Source organism: Mycolicibacter heraklionensis (assembly GCF_019645815.1).
GTDB classification, from domain to species: Bacteria; Actinomycetota; Actinomycetes; order Mycobacteriales; family Mycobacteriaceae; genus Mycobacterium; species Mycobacterium heraklionense.
The window spans coordinates 3,795,737-3,815,450 of the sequence record NZ_CP080997.1; the positions used below are offsets into that span (position 1 = coordinate 3,795,737).

General features: G+C 68.4%; 15 protein-coding genes. 5 read left to right on the plus strand and 10 right to left on the minus strand.

The window, feature by feature from the left end; translation table 11 throughout:
• Window positions 1-3: 3 nt before the first annotated feature.
• On the plus strand, window positions 4-2,670 hold the full coding sequence (locus K3U94_RS18005) for an ATP-binding cassette domain-containing protein (protein ID WP_220694597.1): 2,667 nt from the start codon (window positions 4-6) through the stop codon (window positions 2,668-2,670).
• Between the two features lie 10 nt (window positions 2,671-2,680).
• Here the strand turns inward: K3U94_RS18005 and K3U94_RS18010 are convergent, their stop codons facing one another.
• The 6 genes from K3U94_RS18010 to K3U94_RS18035 form a co-directional block, all read right to left on the minus strand.
• Window positions 2,681-3,250, minus strand: a complete 570-nt coding sequence (locus K3U94_RS18010) for a pentapeptide repeat-containing protein (protein ID WP_220694598.1) — start codon at window positions 3,248-3,250, stop codon at window positions 2,681-2,683.
• The gene (locus K3U94_RS18015; protein ID WP_047321196.1) at window positions 3,247-3,849 is read right to left on the minus strand and encodes a GTP-binding protein; all 603 of its coding nucleotides are present in this window, start codon (window positions 3,847-3,849) and stop codon (window positions 3,247-3,249) included. The genes K3U94_RS18010 and K3U94_RS18015 overlap by 4 nt, the downstream gene beginning before the upstream one ends.
• Window positions 3,827-4,243 carry a DUF742 domain-containing protein gene (locus tag K3U94_RS18020; protein WP_220696858.1) on the minus strand — a complete coding sequence of 139 codons (417 nt, stop codon included), beginning with the start codon at window positions 4,241-4,243 and terminating at the stop codon, window positions 3,827-3,829. The genes K3U94_RS18015 and K3U94_RS18020 overlap by 23 nt, the downstream gene beginning before the upstream one ends.
• A gap of 17 nt (window positions 4,244-4,260) precedes the next feature.
• Window positions 4,261-4,704 carry a roadblock/LC7 domain-containing protein gene (locus K3U94_RS18025; protein ID WP_047321195.1) on the minus strand — a complete coding sequence of 148 codons (444 nt, stop codon included), beginning with the start codon at window positions 4,702-4,704 and terminating at the stop codon, window positions 4,261-4,263.
• Window positions 4,701-7,580 carry an ATP-binding protein gene (locus K3U94_RS18030; RefSeq protein ID WP_220694599.1) on the minus strand — a complete coding sequence of 960 codons (2,880 nt, stop codon included), beginning with the start codon at window positions 7,578-7,580 and terminating at the stop codon, window positions 4,701-4,703. Before K3U94_RS18030 ends, K3U94_RS18025 begins: the two co-directional genes overlap by 4 nt.
• 440 nt (window positions 7,581-8,020) lie before the next feature.
• Window positions 8,021-8,311 carry a DUF732 domain-containing protein gene (locus tag K3U94_RS18035; RefSeq protein ID WP_220694600.1) on the minus strand — a complete coding sequence of 97 codons (291 nt, stop codon included), beginning with the start codon at window positions 8,309-8,311 and terminating at the stop codon, window positions 8,021-8,023.
• Between the two features lie 301 nt (window positions 8,312-8,612).
• Here K3U94_RS18035 and K3U94_RS18040 point away from each other — a divergent pair, with 301 nt between their 5' ends.
• Window positions 8,613-9,077: a tRNA (cytidine(34)-2'-O)-methyltransferase gene (locus K3U94_RS18040; RefSeq protein ID WP_220694601.1), complete on the plus strand. Its 465-nt coding sequence runs from the start codon at window positions 8,613-8,615 to the stop codon at window positions 9,075-9,077.
• Between the two features lie 18 nt (window positions 9,078-9,095).
• On the opposite strand, the gene K3U94_RS18045 is transcribed toward K3U94_RS18040, so the two are convergent.
• On the minus strand, window positions 9,096-9,743 hold the full coding sequence (locus K3U94_RS18045; protein ID WP_047321192.1) for a nitroreductase family protein: 648 nt from the start codon (window positions 9,741-9,743) through the stop codon (window positions 9,096-9,098).
• Window positions 9,744-9,764: 21 nt separating this feature from the next.
• Window positions 9,765-13,088, minus strand: a complete 3,324-nt coding sequence (locus K3U94_RS18050; protein WP_220694602.1) for an error-prone DNA polymerase — start codon at window positions 13,086-13,088, stop codon at window positions 9,765-9,767.
• A gap of 113 nt (window positions 13,089-13,201) precedes the next feature.
• On the opposite strand from K3U94_RS18050, the gene K3U94_RS18055 reads away from it, so the two are divergent.
• Both K3U94_RS18055 and K3U94_RS18060 read left to right on the plus strand, forming a co-directional pair.
• The gene (locus K3U94_RS18055) at window positions 13,202-13,633 is read left to right on the plus strand and encodes an MmpS family transport accessory protein (RefSeq protein WP_220694603.1); all 432 of its coding nucleotides are present in this window, start codon (window positions 13,202-13,204) and stop codon (window positions 13,631-13,633) included.
• Window positions 13,630-16,533 (plus strand): MMPL/RND family transporter, encoded by a 2,904-nt coding sequence (locus tag K3U94_RS18060; protein ID WP_230987210.1) that lies wholly within the window; start codon window positions 13,630-13,632, stop codon window positions 16,531-16,533. The genes K3U94_RS18055 and K3U94_RS18060 overlap by 4 nt, the downstream gene beginning before the upstream one ends.
• A 9-nt stretch (window positions 16,534-16,542) precedes the next feature.
• Here K3U94_RS18060 and K3U94_RS18065 read toward each other — a convergent pair whose 3' ends face one another.
• Window positions 16,543-17,406 (minus strand): universal stress protein, encoded by an 864-nt coding sequence (locus tag K3U94_RS18065; RefSeq protein ID WP_047321188.1) that lies wholly within the window; start codon window positions 17,404-17,406, stop codon window positions 16,543-16,545.
• A 98-nt stretch (window positions 17,407-17,504) separates the two neighbouring features.
• Between K3U94_RS18065 and otsB the strand changes: the two genes are divergently transcribed.
• Complete coding sequence (otsB, locus tag K3U94_RS18070; protein ID WP_220696860.1) at window positions 17,505-18,638, plus strand: trehalose-phosphatase; 1,134 nt, start codon at window positions 17,505-17,507, stop codon at window positions 18,636-18,638.
• A gap of 138 nt (window positions 18,639-18,776) precedes the next feature.
• Here otsB and K3U94_RS18075 read toward each other — a convergent pair whose 3' ends face one another.
• The gene (locus K3U94_RS18075) at window positions 18,777-19,646 is read right to left on the minus strand and encodes a MaoC/PaaZ C-terminal domain-containing protein (RefSeq protein ID WP_047321187.1); all 870 of its coding nucleotides are present in this window, start codon (window positions 19,644-19,646) and stop codon (window positions 18,777-18,779) included.
• Between the last annotated feature and the right edge of the window lie 68 nt (window positions 19,647-19,714).

The following is a 19,714-nucleotide window of genomic DNA, read 5'->3' on the forward strand; positions in this document are numbered from 1 at the left end:
TCGATGAGTCACCCAGCCCCGCCGGTGCTGACCGTCCGCTACGACGGGTCGCAAGGCACGTTCTCCGCAGGCCACGACGTCGTCATCGGGCGCGACCTGCGGGCTGACATCCGCATCCCGCATCCCCTGGTCTCGCGGGCGCACCTGCTGCTGCGCTTCGAGCAGGGCCGGTGGCTGGGGATCGACAACGGCTCACTGAACGGCATCTACGTCAACGGCCAGCGGGTGCCGGTCGTCGACATCCGGGACGGACAGGCCGTCAACCTCGGCAACCCGGACGGGCCCCGGGTCGCCTTCGAGGTGGGGCGGCACCAGGGTCAGGCCGGCCGGCCGCCGCAGACCGTCTCGATCCAGGTGCCGCAGCCCGGCATCGCGCGCCCGGGCCGGCCTCCGCAGCCGGCGGGCTGGCCGGCGCCGCCCGAACCCGCGCCGTATGCGGATCCGCGGTCGGCCGGGCATCCCGGCGGGCAGCAGCCCTATCGGCCACCGACCGGACCGGCACCGTATCCCCCGCCGCCCGCACCGCACCGGCCACCGGTGTATCAGTCCGGTCCCCCCGGCCCCGCCCCGGATGCCGCACTGCGCCCCGGCTACCAATCTCCCCCCCAACCGCTCGCGCCCGCGGAGGTGTTCCCCCCGCATCAACCGGCCACCCGGATGGCGCCGGTGTCGGCGACGCCGCCGGAAGTCGGCAACATCGCCACCCGCATGATCGACATCCTGCGGCCGGCCTCCAGCTCCGCGCCGGACGCTCCGGCCGGGGCCCTGACCATCGGCCGTGCCACCGACAACGACGTCGTGATCTCCGACGTGCTGGCCTCCCGCCACCACGCCATGCTGATTCCCACGCCGCTGGGCACCGAGATCCGCGACAGCCGAAGCATCAACGGCACGTTCGTCAACGGCGTTCGGATCGGCTCGGCGATCCTGACCGAGGGCGACCTGGTCACGATCGGCAACGTCGACCTGGAGTTCACCGGCGGCACCCTGCTGCGCCGCACCGAAGCCGCGACCCGCACCGGCGGCCTGGAAGTCCGCGATGTCTGCTTCGACGTCGAGGGTGGCAAACGACTGCTCAACAACATCTCGCTGACGGCCCGGCCGGGCACCTTGACCGCGATCATCGGCGGCTCGGGTGCCGGCAAGACGACGCTGTCGCGGCTGATCGCCGGCTACACCAGGCCCACCGCGGGTTCGGTCACCTTCGAGGGCCACAACATCCACACCGAGTACGCCTCGTTGCGCAGCCGGATCGGGATGGTGCCGCAGGACGACGTGGTGCACCGTCAGCTCACCGTCAACCAGGCGCTGGGTTACGCCGCCGAACTGCGACTGCCGCCGGACAGCAGCAAAGCCGACCGGGACAAGGCCGTCGCACAGGTGCTCGAGGAGCTCGAGCTGACCAAGCACGCCGACACCCGGGTGGACAAGCTCTCCGGTGGCCAGCGCAAACGTGCCTCGGTGGCCCTGGAGCTGTTGACCGGGCCGTCGCTGCTGTTGCTCGACGAGCCGACCTCGGGACTGGACCCGGCCCTGGACCGCCAGGTGATGCTGATGCTGCGCGGGCTGGCCGACGCCGGCCGCGTGGTGCTGGTGGTCACCCACTCGGTGTCCTACCTCGACGTGTGCGACCAGATCCTGCTGATCGCCCCCGGCGGCAAGACCGCCTACAACGGCCCGCCCAAAGAGGTCTTCTCGGCGATGGGGGCCGACAACTACGCCGACATCTTCGCCAATGTCGGCGCCGACCCGGACGAAGCCAACCGACGGTTCCTGGAGCGCGACGGCGGCCACCAGGGCGCCCCGGCCGCAGTCCCGTCGACGCCGCCGGCCGACTTGGGCAGCCCGCCGGCGGAAAGCCTGCGCAAACAGCTGTCGACGATCGCCCGCCGCCAAGTCCGGCTGATCGTCTCCGACCGGGGCTATTCGGTCTTCCTGGCGGTGCTTCCCTTTATCGTGGGCGCGTTGTCGCTGACGGTGAAGGGCAACGGTGGTCTCGGGATGCCCGGGCCCGATGCGCCGACCGAGCCGCAGTACATCATGGTGCTGCTCATCATCGGCGCGGTCTTCATGGGCACCGCGCTGACTATTCGAGACCTGATCGGCGAACGCCCGATCTTCAGACGAGAACAGGCCGTGGGCTTGTCGACCGTGGCCTACCTGCTGGCCAAGGTCACGGTGTTCTGCGCGTTCGCCACGGTGCAGGGGGCGATCGCCACCGTCATCGTGATTCTGGGCAAGGGCGGGCCGACGCAGGGCGCCGTGATGTTCGGCAGTGCGAATTTCGACTTGTTCCTCGCCGTGGCCGGGACTTGTGTGGCCTCCGCGGTACTGGGCCTGGCTTTGTCGTCGTTCGCGCAGTCCAACGAGCAGATCATGCCGATGCTGGTGGTCTCGATCATGTCGCAGCTGGTGCTGGCCGGCGGCATGATCCCGGTGACCGGGCGCGCCGGGCTGGCGCAGGCGGCCTGGGTGACGCCGGGCCGGTGGGGGTACGCCGCGGGCGCCTCGGCGATCGACTTCAACAAGCTGGTCAACGTGCCGCAGATCCCCAAAGACCACATCTGGGACCACACCAAGGGCATCTATCTGCTGGACATGGGGATGCTGGCGCTGCTGTCGTTGTTCTACACCGTGCTGGTGTGGTGGAAGATCCGGCTCAAGCGCTAGCGGGCGGCGTTCAGGAGTCCTGCGCGCTGTCCAGGCGCAGCCCGTGGGCGGCCGCGTAGGTCAGCGCCTGGGCGATGTCGATCCGCGTGCCGGTCAGCGACGCGGTGGTCCACAGCGTGGGGTCGACCCGCGCGCCACGCAGGTCCGCCTCGTCCAGCCGGGTGCCGATAGTCCGGGCGCCGGTCAGATCCGCGCCCCGCAGCACCGCTTTGCGCAGGTCTGCCTCCACCAGGTTGGCTTCTCGCAGCCGACAGCCGCTCAGGTCCACCCCCCGCAGGTCACTGCCGCCGAGCCCGGCCAGGGTGAAGTCCACCTCGTCGAACACCAGCGGCCGCATCCGGCACTGCACGAACTGGGAGCCGAGCATGCTGCACTGGACGAACTCGGAATGCCACAGCGAGGCCCGCTCGAAGCGACAATTGCGGAATGCCGATCCCCGGTGCACCGACTCGCCGAGGTCGGCGCCGGTGAAGTCGCATTCGTCGAACACCACCCGCTCGGTGCGCAGCCGCGACAGGTCCGCATCGCGGAAGTCGTGGCCGGCCAACTCGCGCCCGGTCCACTCGTGCGCGGCGCTCAAGCCTGCGGCGCCAGGGTGGACAGTGCGTATTCGCTGATCGCGATGAGCGCGTCGCGGGCCGACCGGGGGTCGCGCGCGTCGACGGTGATCACCGGGATGTGTTCGGCCAGGGCCAGGGCCTTGCGGACCGCGGCGACCGGATAACGTGGCGCGCCGTCGAATTCGTTGACCGCGATCAGGAACGGCAGATTGCGGTGCTCGAAGAAGTCCACCGCGGCGAAGCTGTCCTGCAGCCGGCGGCAGTCGACCAGGATGATCGCGCCGATCGCGCCGCGCACCAGGTCGTCCCACATGAACCAGAACCGGCGCTGGCCCGGCGTGCCGAACAGGTACAGCACCAAGTCGTCGGCCAGCGTGATGCGGCCGAAGTCCATCGCCACCGTGGTGGTCCGCTTGTCGGGGGTGGCCTCCAGACCGTCGACACCGGCGGAGGCATCGGTGACCAGCGCTTCGGTGCGCAACGGCATGATCTCCGAGACCGTACCGACAAACGTGGTCTTGCCGACCCCGAATCCGCCGGCGATGACGATCTTCGTCGAGGCCGAGTCTCGCGGAGCTGCGGACCTGTCCGAAGGCCTATCCGAGCGCTCGTAGGCCACGAAGGGTCCTTCCTATCAGGTCTCGGCGTTCGTCGCGGGTGGATGCCTCGGTCAGGGTGGCACGCACCCGAAGGTATCCCGACGTGACCAGATCACCCACCAGGACGCGCGCGACGCCCAGCGGCAGGTTCAGCCGGGCAGAGATCTCGGCGACCGACGGGGCTCCCTGACACAGTTCGACGATCCGGCCGCGCGGATCGTTGACCGGCCATTGGTTGGGCGGCGCCGTCCGCAGGGTCTGCACCGGGGCCTCCAGCGGCAACGGCACGTCGGTGTGGGTTCGACCGGCGGTCAGCGTGTAGGGGCGCACCAGGTTGGCCTCAGTTTCCGGGGGCTCTGGGGCATCTGGGAGCTCCGGCGCCCTCGGGCGCGCCCAATTCTCGGGGATGTCCATCACCATTCACCGGCACCTCACGAGTGACCGCCCTGCGACGGCGCCGACCGGCGCGACGACTGGACCACCGCGCCGACTCGTTCCACCAGAACCGCCATCTCGTACCCGATCTGGCCGATATCGCAGGATGTGCTCGCCAGCGTCGCCAGGTGCGAGCCGTCCCCGACCCGCATCAGCAGCAGGTAGCCGTGCTCCATCTCCACCACCGACTGCAGTACCCGGCCGCCTTCGAACAACTGCGACGCCCCGGTTGCCAAGCTGGCCAGTCCGGACGCCACGGCGGCCAACTGGTCGGCCCGCTCCGTGGGCAGGTGCTCACTGGCCGCCACTGTCAGACCGTCGACCGACACCAGCACCGCATGCGAGACGCCGGGCACCTCGCGGGCGAAATTGGAGACCAGCCAGTCCAACGAGTTTTCGGCGGTACGGCGCGCTGCGGTGGGATCGGTTGGGAAAGTCATTGCTGGTTCTGTCCCTGGTCGGTGTCGAAGCCTTTGTCTAAGCCCTTTTCCGGGCCTTGTTCTGAGCCCTTCTCCAGGCCGTTTTCCCGGACGTGCGATCGTGCGGCGTGCACCCCGCCGAAGTGACTGCTGATCGACGAGCGGATCGCCGCGGGGTCCCGTTCCAGTGGCTCGGGGGCGGGTTGGGGCGGTACGCCGTTGGATGTTACCGGCTGTTCTGGGTCACCCGGTTGGTGCGCGGCGGGTTGGGGGTCTTCCGCATCCGCCGGCGGCGCCTCTGCCGCGGCTGAGCCGGGCACCAGCCGGGCGCCGGGTTCGCGGACCGGCAGGCCGTGTTCGGTGTGGGCGACCACCGGCACATTCTCCGCTTCGGCGGCCACCGACCAGCCGCGGTCCCACACCGACTGCCAGTCCAGGTCGGCGCGCAGGCCGGGCTCGTTGGGGTCATTGCCCACCGACTCCGAGAGCATCCGCTGGTAGATCGAGTCGGTCTCGGGCTCGGGGGCAGCGGGGCCGACTCGGGCACGCGCCGCGAAAAACCCCGACGTGTCAGCGGGAACAAACTTCTCGGCCGGCGGTTCGGGCGCCCGCTGCGGATCCGGAGCCGGTGCGCCCGACTGCCCCGCGCCCTGCTCCTCGGTTTCCCACCACGGTTGCGGCAGCTCGCGGCGTACTCGGTCGCTGGCGCTCGGTGCCTGCGCGGGTGGTACCGGTTGCGGGGAGGGCACACCGGTAATGCCGCTGGACCCCGGGCTGCGTCGCGGCAGCAGCGAGATGACCGGCCCGGGCTCGGCGAACTCGGCGTCCTCGTAGGGCTCATCCGACTGGTAGGGCTCGGGTCCGTACGGTTCGGGCACGTACGGTTCCGCTTCGTACCGCGCTGGTTCGGGCTGCGGCGGCTCGGCGGGAGCGAAGTAGGGCTGAACGGGCGGCGCGGGCACCGGCGCGGGCTCCTCGACGGGCCTGACGGTCAGCAGGTGCGGCGGCAGATACACCTCGGCGGTGATACCGCGCGATCCCTGCGACGCCGGGAACAGCCGAACCTCGATCTCGTGGCGGGCCGCCAGCCGGGAGATCACGAACAGGCCCATGTGGCGGGCGTTCTCCGGACTGAACTCACCGCCGGCCGCCAGGCGCATGTTGGCCATCCGCAGGTCGGCGTCGGTCATCCCCAATCCGACGTCGACGACCTCGACCACCACCCCGCCGTCGTTCTCGAAACCGGCCACCACCCGCACCGGCTCCGTCGGCGCCGAATAGCGCAGCGCGTTGTCGATCAACTCCGCGAGCAGGTGCACGCAGTCCGCGGCGGCGGCGCCGATCACGGTGGCGTCGGGCACCAGCACGGTCTGCACCCGTTCGTAGCCCTCCACCTCCGAGGCGGCCGCGCTGATCAAGGTCGCCAGTGGAACCGGCCGGCCCCGCTCCTGCGACGCCCGTGCGCCGGCCAGCACCAGCAGGTTCGCGCCGTTGCGCCGCATCCGGGCGGCCAGGTGGTCCAGGCGGAACAGGCTCTCCAGTCGGTCCGGGTCGTCCTCGTTGCGTTCCAGCCGGTCGATGAGGGCCAACTGCTGGTCCACCAGGGACCGGTTGCGCCGTGACATCGTCTCGAACATCTCGTTGACCAGGCGTCGCAGCCGTGCCTCGTCACCGGCGAGCAGCAGCGCTTGGGCGTGCAGTTCGTCGACGGCGTGGGCGACCTGCCCGACCTCCTCGGTGGTGTAAACCGGCAGCGGGTCGGGGTCGCGGTCTGACCCGGGTACGCCGGCACGCAACCGGGTGATCTCCTGTTCGAGGTCGATGTGGGCGACCTGCAACGCGCTGTCGCGCAGGGTGCGAAGGGGGCGCACCAACGAGCGCGCCACCAACCACACCGCCAGCAGCGTGGCGGTGATCGCGGCCAGCACCAGCACGATGTCGCGCAGGGCGGCGGCGCGCCGGTCCGCGGCCCGGTCTTCCACCGCCGCGGTGACCGCCCCGGTGTTCTCGCTGATCAGCCGGGCAGCGATCTGGTCGGTGGTGCGGATCGAGTCGCGCAGCACCGGGTTGTTGGGCAGCACCTGTTCCGGGTCGGACATGATCGACATCCGGGTCACCAGCTGCTGTTGCAGCGACTTGGCGTCCGGGGAGTCCACGCCGAGCACCTCGGTCATCCCGAACAGCGTCGACGGCTCGGTGCCGGCCAAGGTCATCATCGAGCTGCGCAGCTCCGGATCGGGAAGCTCGCCACCGCGATTGACCAGCAGCTCTTGCATCATCATCTGGCCCCGGGCGCCGACCGCACGACTCAGGCCCTCGGTCTGGGCGCGGATCCGCTCGCTGTCCAACCGCACCGACCCGTTGATGGCGTCCTCGGCGGTCAGCAGGATCGGCGCGTAGCCGGTCACCTCCTCGCGCAGGCCGACACCGGTGGTCGAGACCAGGCTCAGCAACCCCTGGCCGCGCTCGATCAGCGTCTCCACGCCGGACCGCACATCGGTCGCCACGTCGGTGTGCGACAGCCGAGACTGGAGTTCGTACTTGCGGTTTTCGAAGTTTTTCCGGGCGCCCTCGGCGTCACCGTCGGAGGATGCAGCCACCAGCGCGTCGCCCAGCGCCGACATGTAATTGGTGATCGCCGGGATCATCTCGGCGCGGTCGGCGACCAACCGCAGCCGGTTGGACTCGGTGAGCGCATTGGAGATCCGCAGTCCACCGAAGAGCCCGGCCAGCGCCAACGGCAGCAACGCGATCGCCAGCACCTTCCACCGCACCGGCCAGTTGCGCACCGACCATCGCGAGGGGCGTTTGACCGCCGCGGCCTCGGGCTTGTGGCCGCCCTCGGCTGGTTCGTCCAGGGCCTGGTCCACCCCGTCTGGGTGGTCAAAGAGCGTCACCGGTCAGCGGCCGGTTCGCCGACCGCTCGGCTGAAATTCACCGTCTGCGCCTCATTCATCGGACTCTCTCCGGACATCGCACCCGCACAGCAGGTTGCGGTGTGTTTCACGGCATAGCAATTGGACGAGTATGACAGTCGGCCGCAGGCATGACCAGAATTTTTACTGAACAGAACACTTTCCGAGACCTTCGCGTGTCTTCGCGAACTCCGGTCGAGCAAACAGACCGACGGGCTGCCGCGATCGACCGCATGGCCCCCGGAACCATCTTTGGTGGCCACCGGCAAAGGACGGCTGCGCGCTGATGATCGCGACACGCCAGACGCGGGCTGACTTTCACGTCAGCGGGACAGCCGAATAAACAGCGCACCAGACCCCGACGAGCCGGGGTCTGGTGCCCACAGAAAGAAAAAGCGCGCCCTAACAACGGGCGTCGGCCGCTAGCACAAATGCTGCTGCGCGGCGTTTATGAAAATCCGATAATTATCCTGAGCAGCTGGCAGCGTGGTTGCAACCATCTGATCTGGCGTCAACCCCAACTGCAGCTGGTTGCACACGTCGTGGCCCCCCGCGATTGCCACGTCCGGGCGCGTGATGAGTCCCGGTGCCAGCGGATGACCTGTTGGTCCGAAACTCATGGCCGACCAACCATTTTCGCGTAACGCGTCAACGAAGCTCTGCTCATCGGCATGTGCTGCGGGTGCAGTCAAAACTCCCACCGAGAGTCCCATCGCTGCAATGGGAGCAACTACCCACGCTTTACCAAAAAGTATTTCGATTCCCTATTCTTTTTGTGATCGGTATGGTTTCGGGTGCGAGATTACCGCGCACGGACAAGGTCCGCGATTCGGCCCGAGAATTCATCTCAAAACGAAAGCCTGGATTCAGTTCTTAACGGCCACTTCTTGAGCTCGATGATTCGTGGTTCCCCCGGCTCGGCCCGGCATGGCTTCGACAGGCATAGCCTGCCCGATACGCGCGTCGACCGGAGGTTGGTCGCTTCTTGGCTCGCCGTCATACGAGGATGCTGTTGTGTTCAAAGTGATGTTCTATTCGCCCCGCATCCCGCCCAACACCGGCAACGCGATCCGGATGGTGGCGGCGACGGGCGCGGAACTTCATCTGGTGGAACCCCTGGGTTTCGACCTCGCCGAACCGAAGCTGCGGCGCGCCGGTTTGGACTATCACGATCTGGCCTGGGTGCGGGTGCACCCGTCCCTGCCGGCGGCATGGGAGGCGCTGGGCGCCACGCGGGTATTCGCGTTCACCGCGGGCGCGCACACGCCCTACACCGACGTGAGCTATGAGCCCGGCGACGTGCTGATGTTCGGCCCCGAACCCACCGGCCTGGACGAGGCGACGCTGGCCGACCCGCACATCACCGCGCGAGTGCGCATCCCGATGCTGGCCGGGCGCCGGTCACTGAACCTGTCGAACGCCGCCGCCGTCGCGGTCTATGAGGCGTGGCGGCAGCACGGGTTCGCCGACGGGGTGTGAGCCCTGCCGCGCTTGCGATCACCACGTGTCGAAGTGCGCCACCTGCTCGGCCGGCAGCCGCTTGGCCGGCTTGAAGTCGGTGCCCTTGGTGTAGGCGATCGGGAACAGCCCGCCCTGGCTGTACTCCTCATAGGGGATGCCGAGCACCTCGGCGGCCTGCTGCTCGCCGTCGCCCAACAGGTGCAGCGTCGTCCAGCAGGAACCCAGCCCGCGGTTGCGCAACGCCAGGCAGTAGCTCCACGCAGCCGGGAACAGTGACGCCCAGAACGATGCGCCGAACCCCAGCGACCCGGTCTCCGGCTTGCCTTCCAGGCAGGGGATCATCAGCACCGGTACGTCCTGCAGGTTCTCGGCCAGATATCTGGCCGAGCCGCTGATGAACTCCATCCGCTCGCTGCGCACGTCACCGTCGCCGTAGTCCGGCCTCATCCGGTTCAGATACGGCAGGGCGTTGGCGCGGTAGATGTCGGCGAGCGCCTGCTTCTTGACCGGGTCGGTGACGAACATCCACTGCCAACCCTGAGCATTGGATCCGGTGGGGGCTTGCAGGGCGATCTCCAGGCACTCCATCAGCACCTCGCGGGGAACCGGCTTGTCGAGATCGAGGCGTTTGCGGACCGATCGCGTGGTGGTCAAGACTTCGTCGGCGGACAAGTTGAGGTTCATGGGTGGAGGTTACCGTCGCGGCTACCGGAAATCCCGGGAGCGCGAACTCACGGTCAACTCAAGGGAGCCCAGCCGATCGGCCAGCACGGTGACCGCCCCGCTGGCGTTCTGCACCCGCCCGCGGATCAGCAGTGCCGTCGCGGTCTGCGCCAGCCGTCGATGCCTCGTCCACACCCCCGGGGTACACAGCACGTTGACCATCCCGGTCTCGTCCTCGAGGTTGACGAACGTGACCCCGCGGGCGGTCGACGGCCGTTGCCGGTGCGTCACCGCCCCGGCGATGAGCACCCGGGTACCGTCGGGCACGCTCAGCAGCTGGTCGGCGGGGATCACCCCGAGCGCATCGAGATCGGCGCGCAGGAACTGCGTCGGATAGCTGTCCGGGGACACCCCGGTGGCCCACACATTGGCGGCGGCCAGCTCGATCGCGCTCATCCCGGGCAGTGCTGGAGTGCGCCCATCATATCCGGCCACCCCCACCCCGGGCAGCCGGTCCGGCCGCTGCCCCGCCGCTGCCGCGGCCGTCCACAGCGCCTCGCGGCGCGACATGCCGAAGCAGTCGAACGCGCCGGCAGTCGCCAGCGCCTCGGCCTGCGCCGCTGAAAGCTGAACCCGGGCAGTCAGATCCAGCAGCGAAGCGAACGGGCCATGAGCTTCGCGGTCGGCCACCAGCCGCTCGGCAAGATCGACACCGACACCACGGACGACGCCCAGTCCGATCCGGACCTGCGTTCCGGCTTCGGCCAGCGTGGCGTGCGCCAGGCTGGCGTTGACGTCCGGACCGTGCACGAGGACTCCGTGCCGGCGGGCATCGGCCACCAGTGACTGCGGCGAGTAAAAACCCATCGGCTGCGCCCGCAGCAGCCCGGCGCAGAATGCCGCCGGGTGGTGCAGCTTGAACCAGGCAGAGTAGAACACCAGCGACGCGAAGCTCATCGCGTGACTCTCGGGAAAGCCGTAATTGGCGAAGGCTTCCAGCTTTTCGTAGATCCGGTCGGCCACCGCACCGGTGATGCCGTGACACTCGGCCATGCCGTCGTAGAACCGGGTGCGCAGCTGCCGCATCCGCTCGGTGGACCGTTTGGAACCCATGGCACGGCGCAGCTGGTCGGCTTCGGCCGGCGAGAACCCCGCACAGTCGACGGCGAGTTGCATCAGCTGTTCCTGAAACAGCGGCACCCCCAACGTCTTGCGCAGCGCAGGTTTCATCGACTCGTGCTCGTAGTCGACCCGGTCCGGATTGTTGTGGTCATTGCGCCGCTGGATGTAGGGGTGCACCGAGCCGCCCTGGATCGGTCCCGGGCGGATCAGCGCAACCTCCACCACCAGGTCGTAGAACTTGTCGGGCTTCAACCGCGGCAGGGTGGCCATCTGGGCGCGCGACTCCACCTGAAACACCCCGACGGAATCCGCCCTCGTCAGCATCTCGTACACCGCGGGCTCGGACAGATCGATTCGGGCGAAGTCCACCTCGACACCCTTATGCTGCGCCACCAGATCTTTCATGTAGTGCAGCGCCGAGAGCATGCCCAGCCCGAGCAGGTCGAACTTCACCAGACCGATTGCCGCACAGTCGTCTTTGTCCCACTGCAGCACGCTGCGCCCCGCCATGCGTGCCCACTCCACCGGGCACACATCGGCGATCGGGCGGTCACAGATCACCATGCCGCCGGAGTGGATCCCCAGGTGCCGAGGCAGGTCGGCGATCTGGGTCGCCAAGTCGATCACCGCTTCGGGAATGCCTTCGGTGTCGGAGGATTCCGCCACCCCGTGCCACCGGCCGACCTGTTTGCTCCAAGCGTCCTGCTGCCCCGGTGAATAGCCCAGCGCCCGGGCCATGTCGCGCACCGCGCTGCGGCCCCGGTAGGTGATGACGTTGGCGACCTGGGCGGTGTAGTCCCGCCCGTAGCGCTCGTAGACATACTGGATGACCTCTTCGCGCCGGTCCGACTCGATGTCGATGTCGATGTCGGGAGGCTCGTCGCGTTCCGACGACAGGAACCGCTCGAACAGCAGCCCATTGCCGACCGGATCCACCGCGGTGACACCGAGGGCATAGCAGACCGCGGAGTTGGCCGCCGATCCCCGGCCCTGGCACAGGATGTCACTGCGCCGGCAGAACCGGGTGATGTCGTGCACCACCAGGAAATAGCCCGGAAACCCCAACGTGGCAATGACATTCAGTTCATGCTCGATCTGCGCGTAGGCTTTGCGGGCCAACGGCCCTCGGTCCGGCGGCCCGTAACGTTCCGCGGCGCCGGCCAGGGTCAACCGGCGCAGCCAGCTGTCCTCGGTATGCCCGGCCGGCACCTGGAAGGGCGGCAGCTGCGGGGCGATGAGCCGCAGTGCGAAGGCGCACTGCTCACCGAGTTCGGCCGCGGCCGGGACCGTCTCGGGATACTGCGCGAACAACCGGGCCATCTCCGCACCGGACCGCAGATGCGAGCCGCCCAGCGGAGCCAGCCGGCCGGCGGCGGCATCCAAAGACTGCCGGGCCCGGATCGCCCCCATCGCCATTGCCAGCCGGCCCTGCTCCGGCCGGGCGAAATGCGCGCCGGTGGTGGCCACCAGCCCCACCCCGAACCGGGGCGCCAGGGCGGCCAGCGCCGCGTTGCGCTCGTCATCGCACGGATCGGAGTGCCGGGTCAGCTCCACGCTGACCCGCGCCGCCCCGAACCGGTCCACCAGGTCGGCCAGCGCGGCGGCGGCCGCATCCGGGCCGCCGGTGGTCAGCGCCTGGCGGACGTGGCCCTTACGACAGCCGGTCAGGATGTGCCAGTGCCCGCCCGCGGCCTCGGTCAGCGCATCCAGATCGAAACGCGGCCTGCCCTTTTCGCCGGCCAAGTGCGCGGCGGCGATCTGCCGCGACAACCGCCGGTAGCCCTCCGGGCCGCGGGCCAGCACCAGCAGGTGCGGGCCGGGCGGGTCCGGGTCATCGGTACGGGCCTTGGAAAGGAGGGGCCCCAGCGATAACTCGGCGCCGAACACGGTGCCTATCTCCAGGCCCGCGGCGGCCAGCTCGGCGGCCGCCTCGGCGAACCGCACCACCCCGTACAAACCGTTGTGATCGGTCAGCGCGATCGCCCGCAGGCCCAGCCGGGCGGCCTCGGCGACCAGCTCTTGGGGGTTGCTGGCCCCGTCCAGAAAGCTGTACGCCGAGTGCGCATGCAACTCGGCGTAGGGCGGAAAAGACACTGTTCGCCCAGCCGGCCGGAACGGCTCGACCTGCGGAGACGACGGGCCGTGATCCGCCGATACACCGGCGGCAGCACCGGTGTGACGAGGCTTACCATCGAGAACACGTTCCATTTCCGCCCAGCTCGGCGGCCCATTACCCCAGCCCACGCCTCCCAGGCTATCGAACATACGTACGAACAAGTCTGGGATGGGTGTGAAAAAGAACTTTGATGCACTAATCTGTGTCAGTTCCGGCACGATGCGAAAGGGCCACTGCTTTCATGTTCGGCGCTCTCAGACGCGCGTGGTTACCCCTGCTCATCGTCATCGTCGTTGCGGTAGGGGGGTTCACCGTGCAACGAGTCCGCGGCTTCTTCGGAGCCGACGACAGCGGCTCAGGATCGACCCCGTTCGAGGACACCAAGCCGTTCCACCCCAAGGTCGTGGTCTACGACATCTTCAGCCCGGACGGCACCTACGCCGACATCAACTACCTGGACCTCGACGCCACGCCGCAGCGCATCGACGGCGCCAGCCTGCCGTGGTCGCTGACCCTGTCGACCACCAACCCGGCGGTGAGCCCCAACATCGTCGCCCAAGGTGACGGCGCCACCATCGGCTGCCGGGTCACCATCGACGGCGTCATCAAAGAAGAAAGAATCGCCACCGGCCCCGTGAGCGCCCAGACCTTCTGCATTGTGAAATCCGCATGAGCAAACACACCAGCGACGAGACCCCGACCGACACGCTGCCGGCCACGCAGCCGCCGCCCAAGCGCGGCGGTATCCCGGCGTGGATCCGCCGGCTCGCGGTGCCCATCATCTTGGCCTGGTTGGCGATCACCGTTCTGGTGAATGTCGTCGTGCCGCAACTCGACGAGGTCGGGAAGATGCGCGCGGTGTCGATGGCCCCCCGCGACGCTCCGTCGATGATCGCGATGATGCGCATCGGCAAGGTGTTCGACGAGTTCAAATCGGACAGCTCGGCGATGGTGGTGCTCGAAGGCGACCAGCCGCTCGGCGACGACGCACATAAGTATTACGACCAACTGGTCGCCAAGATGGAGGCCGACCACACCCACGTCGAGCACATCCAGGACTTCTGGAGCGACCCGCTGACCGCGGCGGGATCGCAGAGCCCGGACGGCAAGGCCGCCTACGTTCAGGTGTATCTGGCCGGCAACATGGGCGAGACCCTGGCCAACGAGTCGGTCGAGGCCGTCCAGCAGATCATCGCCGACACCCCCGCACCCGAGGGGGTGCACGCCTACGTCACCGGTGGGGCCGCCCTCAACGCCGATCAGCACATCGCCGGCGACAAGAGCCTGAAGATCATCACCGCGCTGACATTCGTGGTGATCATCACGATGCTGCTGTCCATCTACCGCTCCATCGGCACGGTGCTGTTGGTGCTGGGCATGGTGGTCTTCGAGCTGAGCGCTGCCCGCGGCGTGGTGGCCGTGTTGGCCTACTACAACATCATCGGCCTGTCGACGTTCGCGGTGAACCTGCTGGTGACGTTGGCGATCGCCGCCTCGACGGACTACGCGATCTTCCTGCTGGGCCGCTATCAAGAGGCCCGAGCGCTCGGCGAGGACAAAGAATCGGCCTTCCACACCATGTATCACGGCACCGCGCACGTGATCCTGGGCTCGGGGCTGACCATCGCCGGCGCGACCTTCTGCCTGCACTTCACCCGGCTGCCCTACTTCCGGTCGCTGGGCGTCCCGCTGGCGATCGGCATGCTGGTCGTGGTCCTCGCGGCGCTCACCTTCGGCTCCGCGGTGGTGGCGGTGGCCAGTCGCTTCGGCATGCTGGAACCCAAGCGGGCGATGCGGATCCGCACCTGGCGGCGGATCGGCGCGTTGATCGTGCGCTGGCCGGGGCCGGTGCTGGTGGCCACCACGGCGGTCTGCCTGGTCGGGCTGCTCACCCTGCCGGGGTACCGGACCAACTACAACGACCGGCAATACCTGCCGGGCTATGTGCCGGCCAACATCGGCTACGCCGCCGCGGACCGGCACTTCTCCCAGGCCCGGATGAGTCCGGAACTGCTGATGATCGAGACCGACCACGACCTGCGCAACCCGGCCGACTTCCTGGTGATCAACCGGATCGCCAAGCGCGTGTTCGAGGTATCGGGCATCGGGCGGGTGCAGACCATCACCCGGCCGCTGGGCACTCCGATCGAGCACACCACGATCCCGTTCGCGATCAGCATGCAGGGCACCACCCAGCAGCTGAACATGAAGTACCAGCTCGACAGCATGAAGAACATGCTCAAGATGGGCGACGACATGGCGGTCTCGATCGAGAGCATGAAGCAGATGCTCGAAGTCACCCGCGAGATGTCGGTGACCACCCACAGCATGGACGTGAAGATGCACGGCATGCTCGACGACATCCAGAAGATGCGCGACTCGATCGCCGACTTCGACGATATGTGGCGCCCGATGCGCAGCTACTTCTACTGGGAGCCGCACTGCTTCGACATCCCGATCTGCTGGTCGATCCGGTCGATCTTCGACGTGATGGACGGCCTCGACCAGATGACCGAGGATTTCGAAAAGGTCCTGCCTGACATCGACAACCTCGACCGGCTGATCCCGCGGATGCTCGAGATCATGCCGCCGATGATCGAGACCATGTCGAACATGCGGGTCACCCAGCTGAAGATGCAGTCCACCATGGAGGGCCTGCAGCTTCAGATGGAGAAGATGATGGAAGGCCAGAACGCCATGGGCAAGGCGTTCGACGAGTCCAAGAACGACGACTCGTTCTACCTGCCGCCCGAGGCGTTCGACAACCCCGACTTCAAGCGCGGCATGAAGATGTTCCTGTCCCCCGACGGGCACGCGGTGCGGTTCATCATCAGCCACGAGGGCGACCCGATGTCGCCGGAGGGTGTCAGCCACATCGCGCCGATCAAGCACGCCGTGCACGAGGCGCTCAAGGGCACCCCGCTGGAGGGCTCCAAGGTCTATCTCGGCGGCACCGCGGCCATGTTCAAAGACATGAAGGACGGGTCGGCCTACGACCTGATCATCGCCGGTATCGCCTCGCTGTGCCTGATCTTCATCATCATGCTGCTGATCACCCGGGCCGTGGTGGCCTCGGCGGTGATCGTCGGCACGGTGCTGCTCTCACTGGGCACGTCGTTCGGGATCTCGGTGCTGATCTGGCAGCACATCATCGGCCTGGACCTGCACTGGATGGTGCTGGCGATGTCGGTGATCATCCTGTTGGCGGTCGGCTCGGACTACAACCTGCTGCTGGTCTCCCGGATGAAGGAAGAACTCCCCGGCGGAATCAACACCGGCATCATCCGCGCCATGGGCGGCAGTGGCTCCGTGGTCACCTCGGCGGGCCTGGTGTTCGCGTTCACCATGATGTCGATGCTGGTCTCCGACCTGCGGGTGATCGGTCAGGTCGGTTCCACCATCGGCCTGGGTCTGCTCATCGACACCCTGGTGATCCGCTCGTTCATGACACCGTCGATCGCCGCGCTGCTGGGCCGCTGGTTCTGGTGGCCGCAGCGGGTGCCGTTGCGGCCGACTCCGGTGGCGCAGCAGCTCGCGCCGCGGCCGACGACCGACCCGGTGTCGGTCAGCTGACGCCGGCCGTTATGGCGCCGGGCGGACGACGACGACCGGCGCATGCGCCGACTGCACCACCGCCTGGCTGACCGAACCCAGCAGCATGCCGGCGAAGCCGCCGCGGCCGTGGCTGCCCACCACCACCAGCTGAGCCTCCTGGGACTGGTCGACGAGTTGGTCGGCGGGCCGGTCATCGACCACCACCCGGCGCACCGTGACGTCGGGGTAACGCTCCCGCCAACCCGCCAACCGCTCGGCCAGGGCCAATTCGCCTTCGGACGCCATCGCCGCCGTGTCGATGCCGGGGAAGTCCAGCAGGCCGGTGTCGTGCCAGGCATACACGGCGATCAGTTCCACCCCGCGCAGCGAGGCCTCTTCGAATGCCAGCGCCGTTGCGGCCTCCGACACCGGGGACCCGTCGATGCCGACCACCACCGGTGCGGTGTCGGGGCGCCGATGGTCCTCGTGGATGACCACGACCGGGCAGTGCGCGTGCCGCACCAGCGACGAGCTGACCGAGCCGAGCAACAGGCGGCGCATCCGCCCGTGCCCGCGGGACCCGACCACCAGGCGGCCGGCCTCGCGGCTCATGTCCACCAGTATCGGGACCGTGGAGCCCACGACGGTCTCGGCGGCGACCTGCGTCGCCCCGGCTGCCTCGGCGATCCCGACAGCCTCGCGCAGGTGGCGTTCGCCCTGGTCACGCTGCCACTCGGTGTAGCCGGGCGGCATCGGTGTCTCAGGGAAGGTCATCACCACCGGGGAAGCGAGCACGTGGACCAGGTTCAGCGGCAGGTTGTGCAGCGCGGCGTCCCGCGCCGCCCAATCGACTGCCGCCACCGACGACGGCGATCCGTCGACACCGACCAGGATTCCGGGAGTGGACGACATCGGGGCTCCCTACCTTTCTCTTTGCGCTCGACGACCTCTCTGGACCCCTACCACGCTAATCCGAACGAGGCTGTGGCACCGTGGTGGACATGGTTGGCATGTCGGTCACGATCGACCCGCGCCGGCATGACGCGGTGCTGTTGCGCCTCGACGGTAATGCCGACACTGAAGCACTGGCCAAGGCCCTGACCGAGCGGCTGCAACAAGCCGGCGTGCGGGTGGCTGCGGCGGCCTCCAACAGCTCCGACGGTTCCGGCGACGAACTGGTTTCTGCCGCCGCCGGGTTGGCGGTGCGGCCGGGCCGCTGCGTAGTGCTCACCGACTCCGAATCGGGTGTAACCGCCGCTCGCAGTGCCGGATTCGCCCTGGTGATCGGCGTGGCGTGCGACGGCGGTGATGTGGCGGTGGACGATCCGAGCGCGGTGCAGGTGCGTACCGGAGATCGGCCGATGTCGGCCCTGCCGGATGCGATGACAACTGCGAAGTTGCGCGATCTCGATCACCCGGCGGTGTTCTTCGATTTCGACGGGACCCTCTCAGACATCGTCGACGATCCCGACGCGGCCCGGCCGGTGGCCGGCGCGGTGGATGCGTTGGCCGCGTTGGCCGCCCAATGCCCGGTCGCGGTGCTGTCCGGCCGGGACCTGGCCGACGTGCGGGCCCGGGTGGGGCTGGACGGGATCTGGTATGCGGGCAGCCACGGCTTCGAGCTGATCGGGCCGGACGGCGCCCACCACCAGAACGACGCCGCGGTCGATGCGGTGCTGGTGCTGGCCGCCGCGGCCGGTTCGCTGACCGAGCAGCTTGGTGCGATCCCGGGAATAGTGGTGGAACACAAGCGCTTCGCCGTCGCCGTGCACTACCGCAACGTCGCCCGGGATCGGGTCGGCGAGGTGCTGGCGGCGGTGCGTGATACCGGTCGGCGCCGCGGGCTGCGGGTCACGACCGGGCGCGAGGTGATCGAGCTGCGCCCCGAAATCGACTGGGACAAGGGCCGCACGCTGCGCTGGCTGCTGGATCGGATGACCGGGGTGAGGACCCCGCTGTTCCTCGGCGACGACATCACCGACGAGGACGCGTTCGACGCGGTCGCCGAACTGGGCGGCATCGGAATCATCGTGCGGCACAACGACGACGGCGACCGCGCTACCGCCGCCCGTTACGCCCTGGACAGCCCGGCGCAGGTAGCCGAGTTCACCGCGCGGTTGGCCGAGCGCCTGGCCGCCGGCTGACCCTCACCCTCATCCTCACCAGCCGAGCGTGCGCGTCTGCACGCGACACGCCGCGGTTTGACGTACAACTGCGCACCTTCGCGAACGGTGCCTACCTGGCCAGAACAGCCAAGCCGGGGGCACCCGGCGCGCAAGCCTTTAGTCCCGGTACTCCGCCGCACCGTCGTCGAGCACCACTCGCGGGTTGGCGCCGTCGGGACCGGCGGCCTCGGTGCGGAACACCGCCTTGCCCGGCTCGGTCCGCCAGATCCAGGTGGTCAGCGTCTCCCCCGGGAACACCGGGTCGGTGAACCGTGCCGAGATGGCGCTGACCCGGCTGGCGTCGCCGCCGCCGAGTTCGGCGACCAGCGCGCGGCCGGCGAAACCGTAGGTGCACAGCCCGTGCAGGATCGGCTTGGGGAAGCCGGCCAGTGTGGTGGCGAACCACGGGTCGCTGTGCAGCGGGTTGCGGTCACCGGAGAGCCGATACAGCAGCGCCTGGTCCTCCCGGGTCACATACGAGATGCGTGAATCCGGTTGCGCGTCCGGGATCTGCGGCGCGACCGCCCGTTGCCCGGGTTCCCCGCCGAAGCCGCCGGCCTTGCGGATGACCAGGGTGGTCAGCGTCTCGACGACGGGCTCGGAGGTCTTCGAATCGGTGCCGCGCGCCCGCAGCATCACGACGGCGTTCTTACCCTCGCCCTTGTCCTGGATGTCGGCCACCTCGGCCACCACCTGCAGGCTTCCGGCGGGCGGCAGCGGCGCGAAGAGGCGCACCTCTTGGGAGCCGTGCAGCAGCAGCGCCGGATTGAACGTGCCGATCTTGCCGACGGCCGCGAAGCCCATGCAGCAGATGACGGCGTAGGTGGGCAGCACCTGCTGGGGAATGTCGTGGCTGTTCTCGGTGGTGAACGCCAGGTCCGCTGTTCCGGCGCCGACTCCGAGCGCATAGAGCATGGTCTCGCGATCGGTCCATTCGAACCGCACGGGGTCGGTGGTAACGCCGATGGCTGTCGGGTCCAGTGCCACGAATTCTCCTCATTCACCTCGGACGGATTGGCCCCACCATTTCAGCAGAACCGGCCCCGCCGGCGCCA

Bases quoted from the DNA above. Each gene is read 5' to 3' on its own strand.
- K3U94_RS18005 (WP_220694597.1), top strand. From the start codon at position 4: ATGAGTCACCCAGCCCCGCCGGTGCTGACCGTCCGCTACGACGGGTCG.
- K3U94_RS18020 (WP_220696858.1), bottom strand. From the start codon at position 4,243: ATGGACATCCCCGAGAATTGGGCGCGCCCGAGGGCGCCGGAGCTCCCA.
- K3U94_RS18025 (WP_047321195.1), bottom strand. From the start codon at position 4,704: ATGACTTTCCCAACCGATCCCACCGCAGCGCGCCGTACCGCCGAAAAC.
- K3U94_RS18035 (WP_220694600.1), bottom strand. From the start codon at position 8,311: ATGGGACTCTCGGTGGGAGTTTTGACTGCACCCGCAGCACATGCCGAT.
- K3U94_RS18045 (WP_047321192.1), bottom strand. From the start codon at position 9,743: ATGAACCTCAACTTGTCCGCCGACGAAGTCTTGACCACCACGCGATCG.
- K3U94_RS18055 (WP_220694603.1), top strand. From the start codon at position 13,202: ATGTTCGGCGCTCTCAGACGCGCGTGGTTACCCCTGCTCATCGTCATC.
- K3U94_RS18060 (WP_230987210.1), top strand. From the start codon at position 13,630: ATGAGCAAACACACCAGCGACGAGACCCCGACCGACACGCTGCCGGCC.
- K3U94_RS18065 (WP_047321188.1), bottom strand. From the start codon at position 17,406: ATGTCGTCCACTCCCGGAATCCTGGTCGGTGTCGACGGATCGCCGTCG.
- otsB (WP_220696860.1), top strand. From the start codon at position 17,505: ATGTCGGTCACGATCGACCCGCGCCGGCATGACGCGGTGCTGTTGCGC.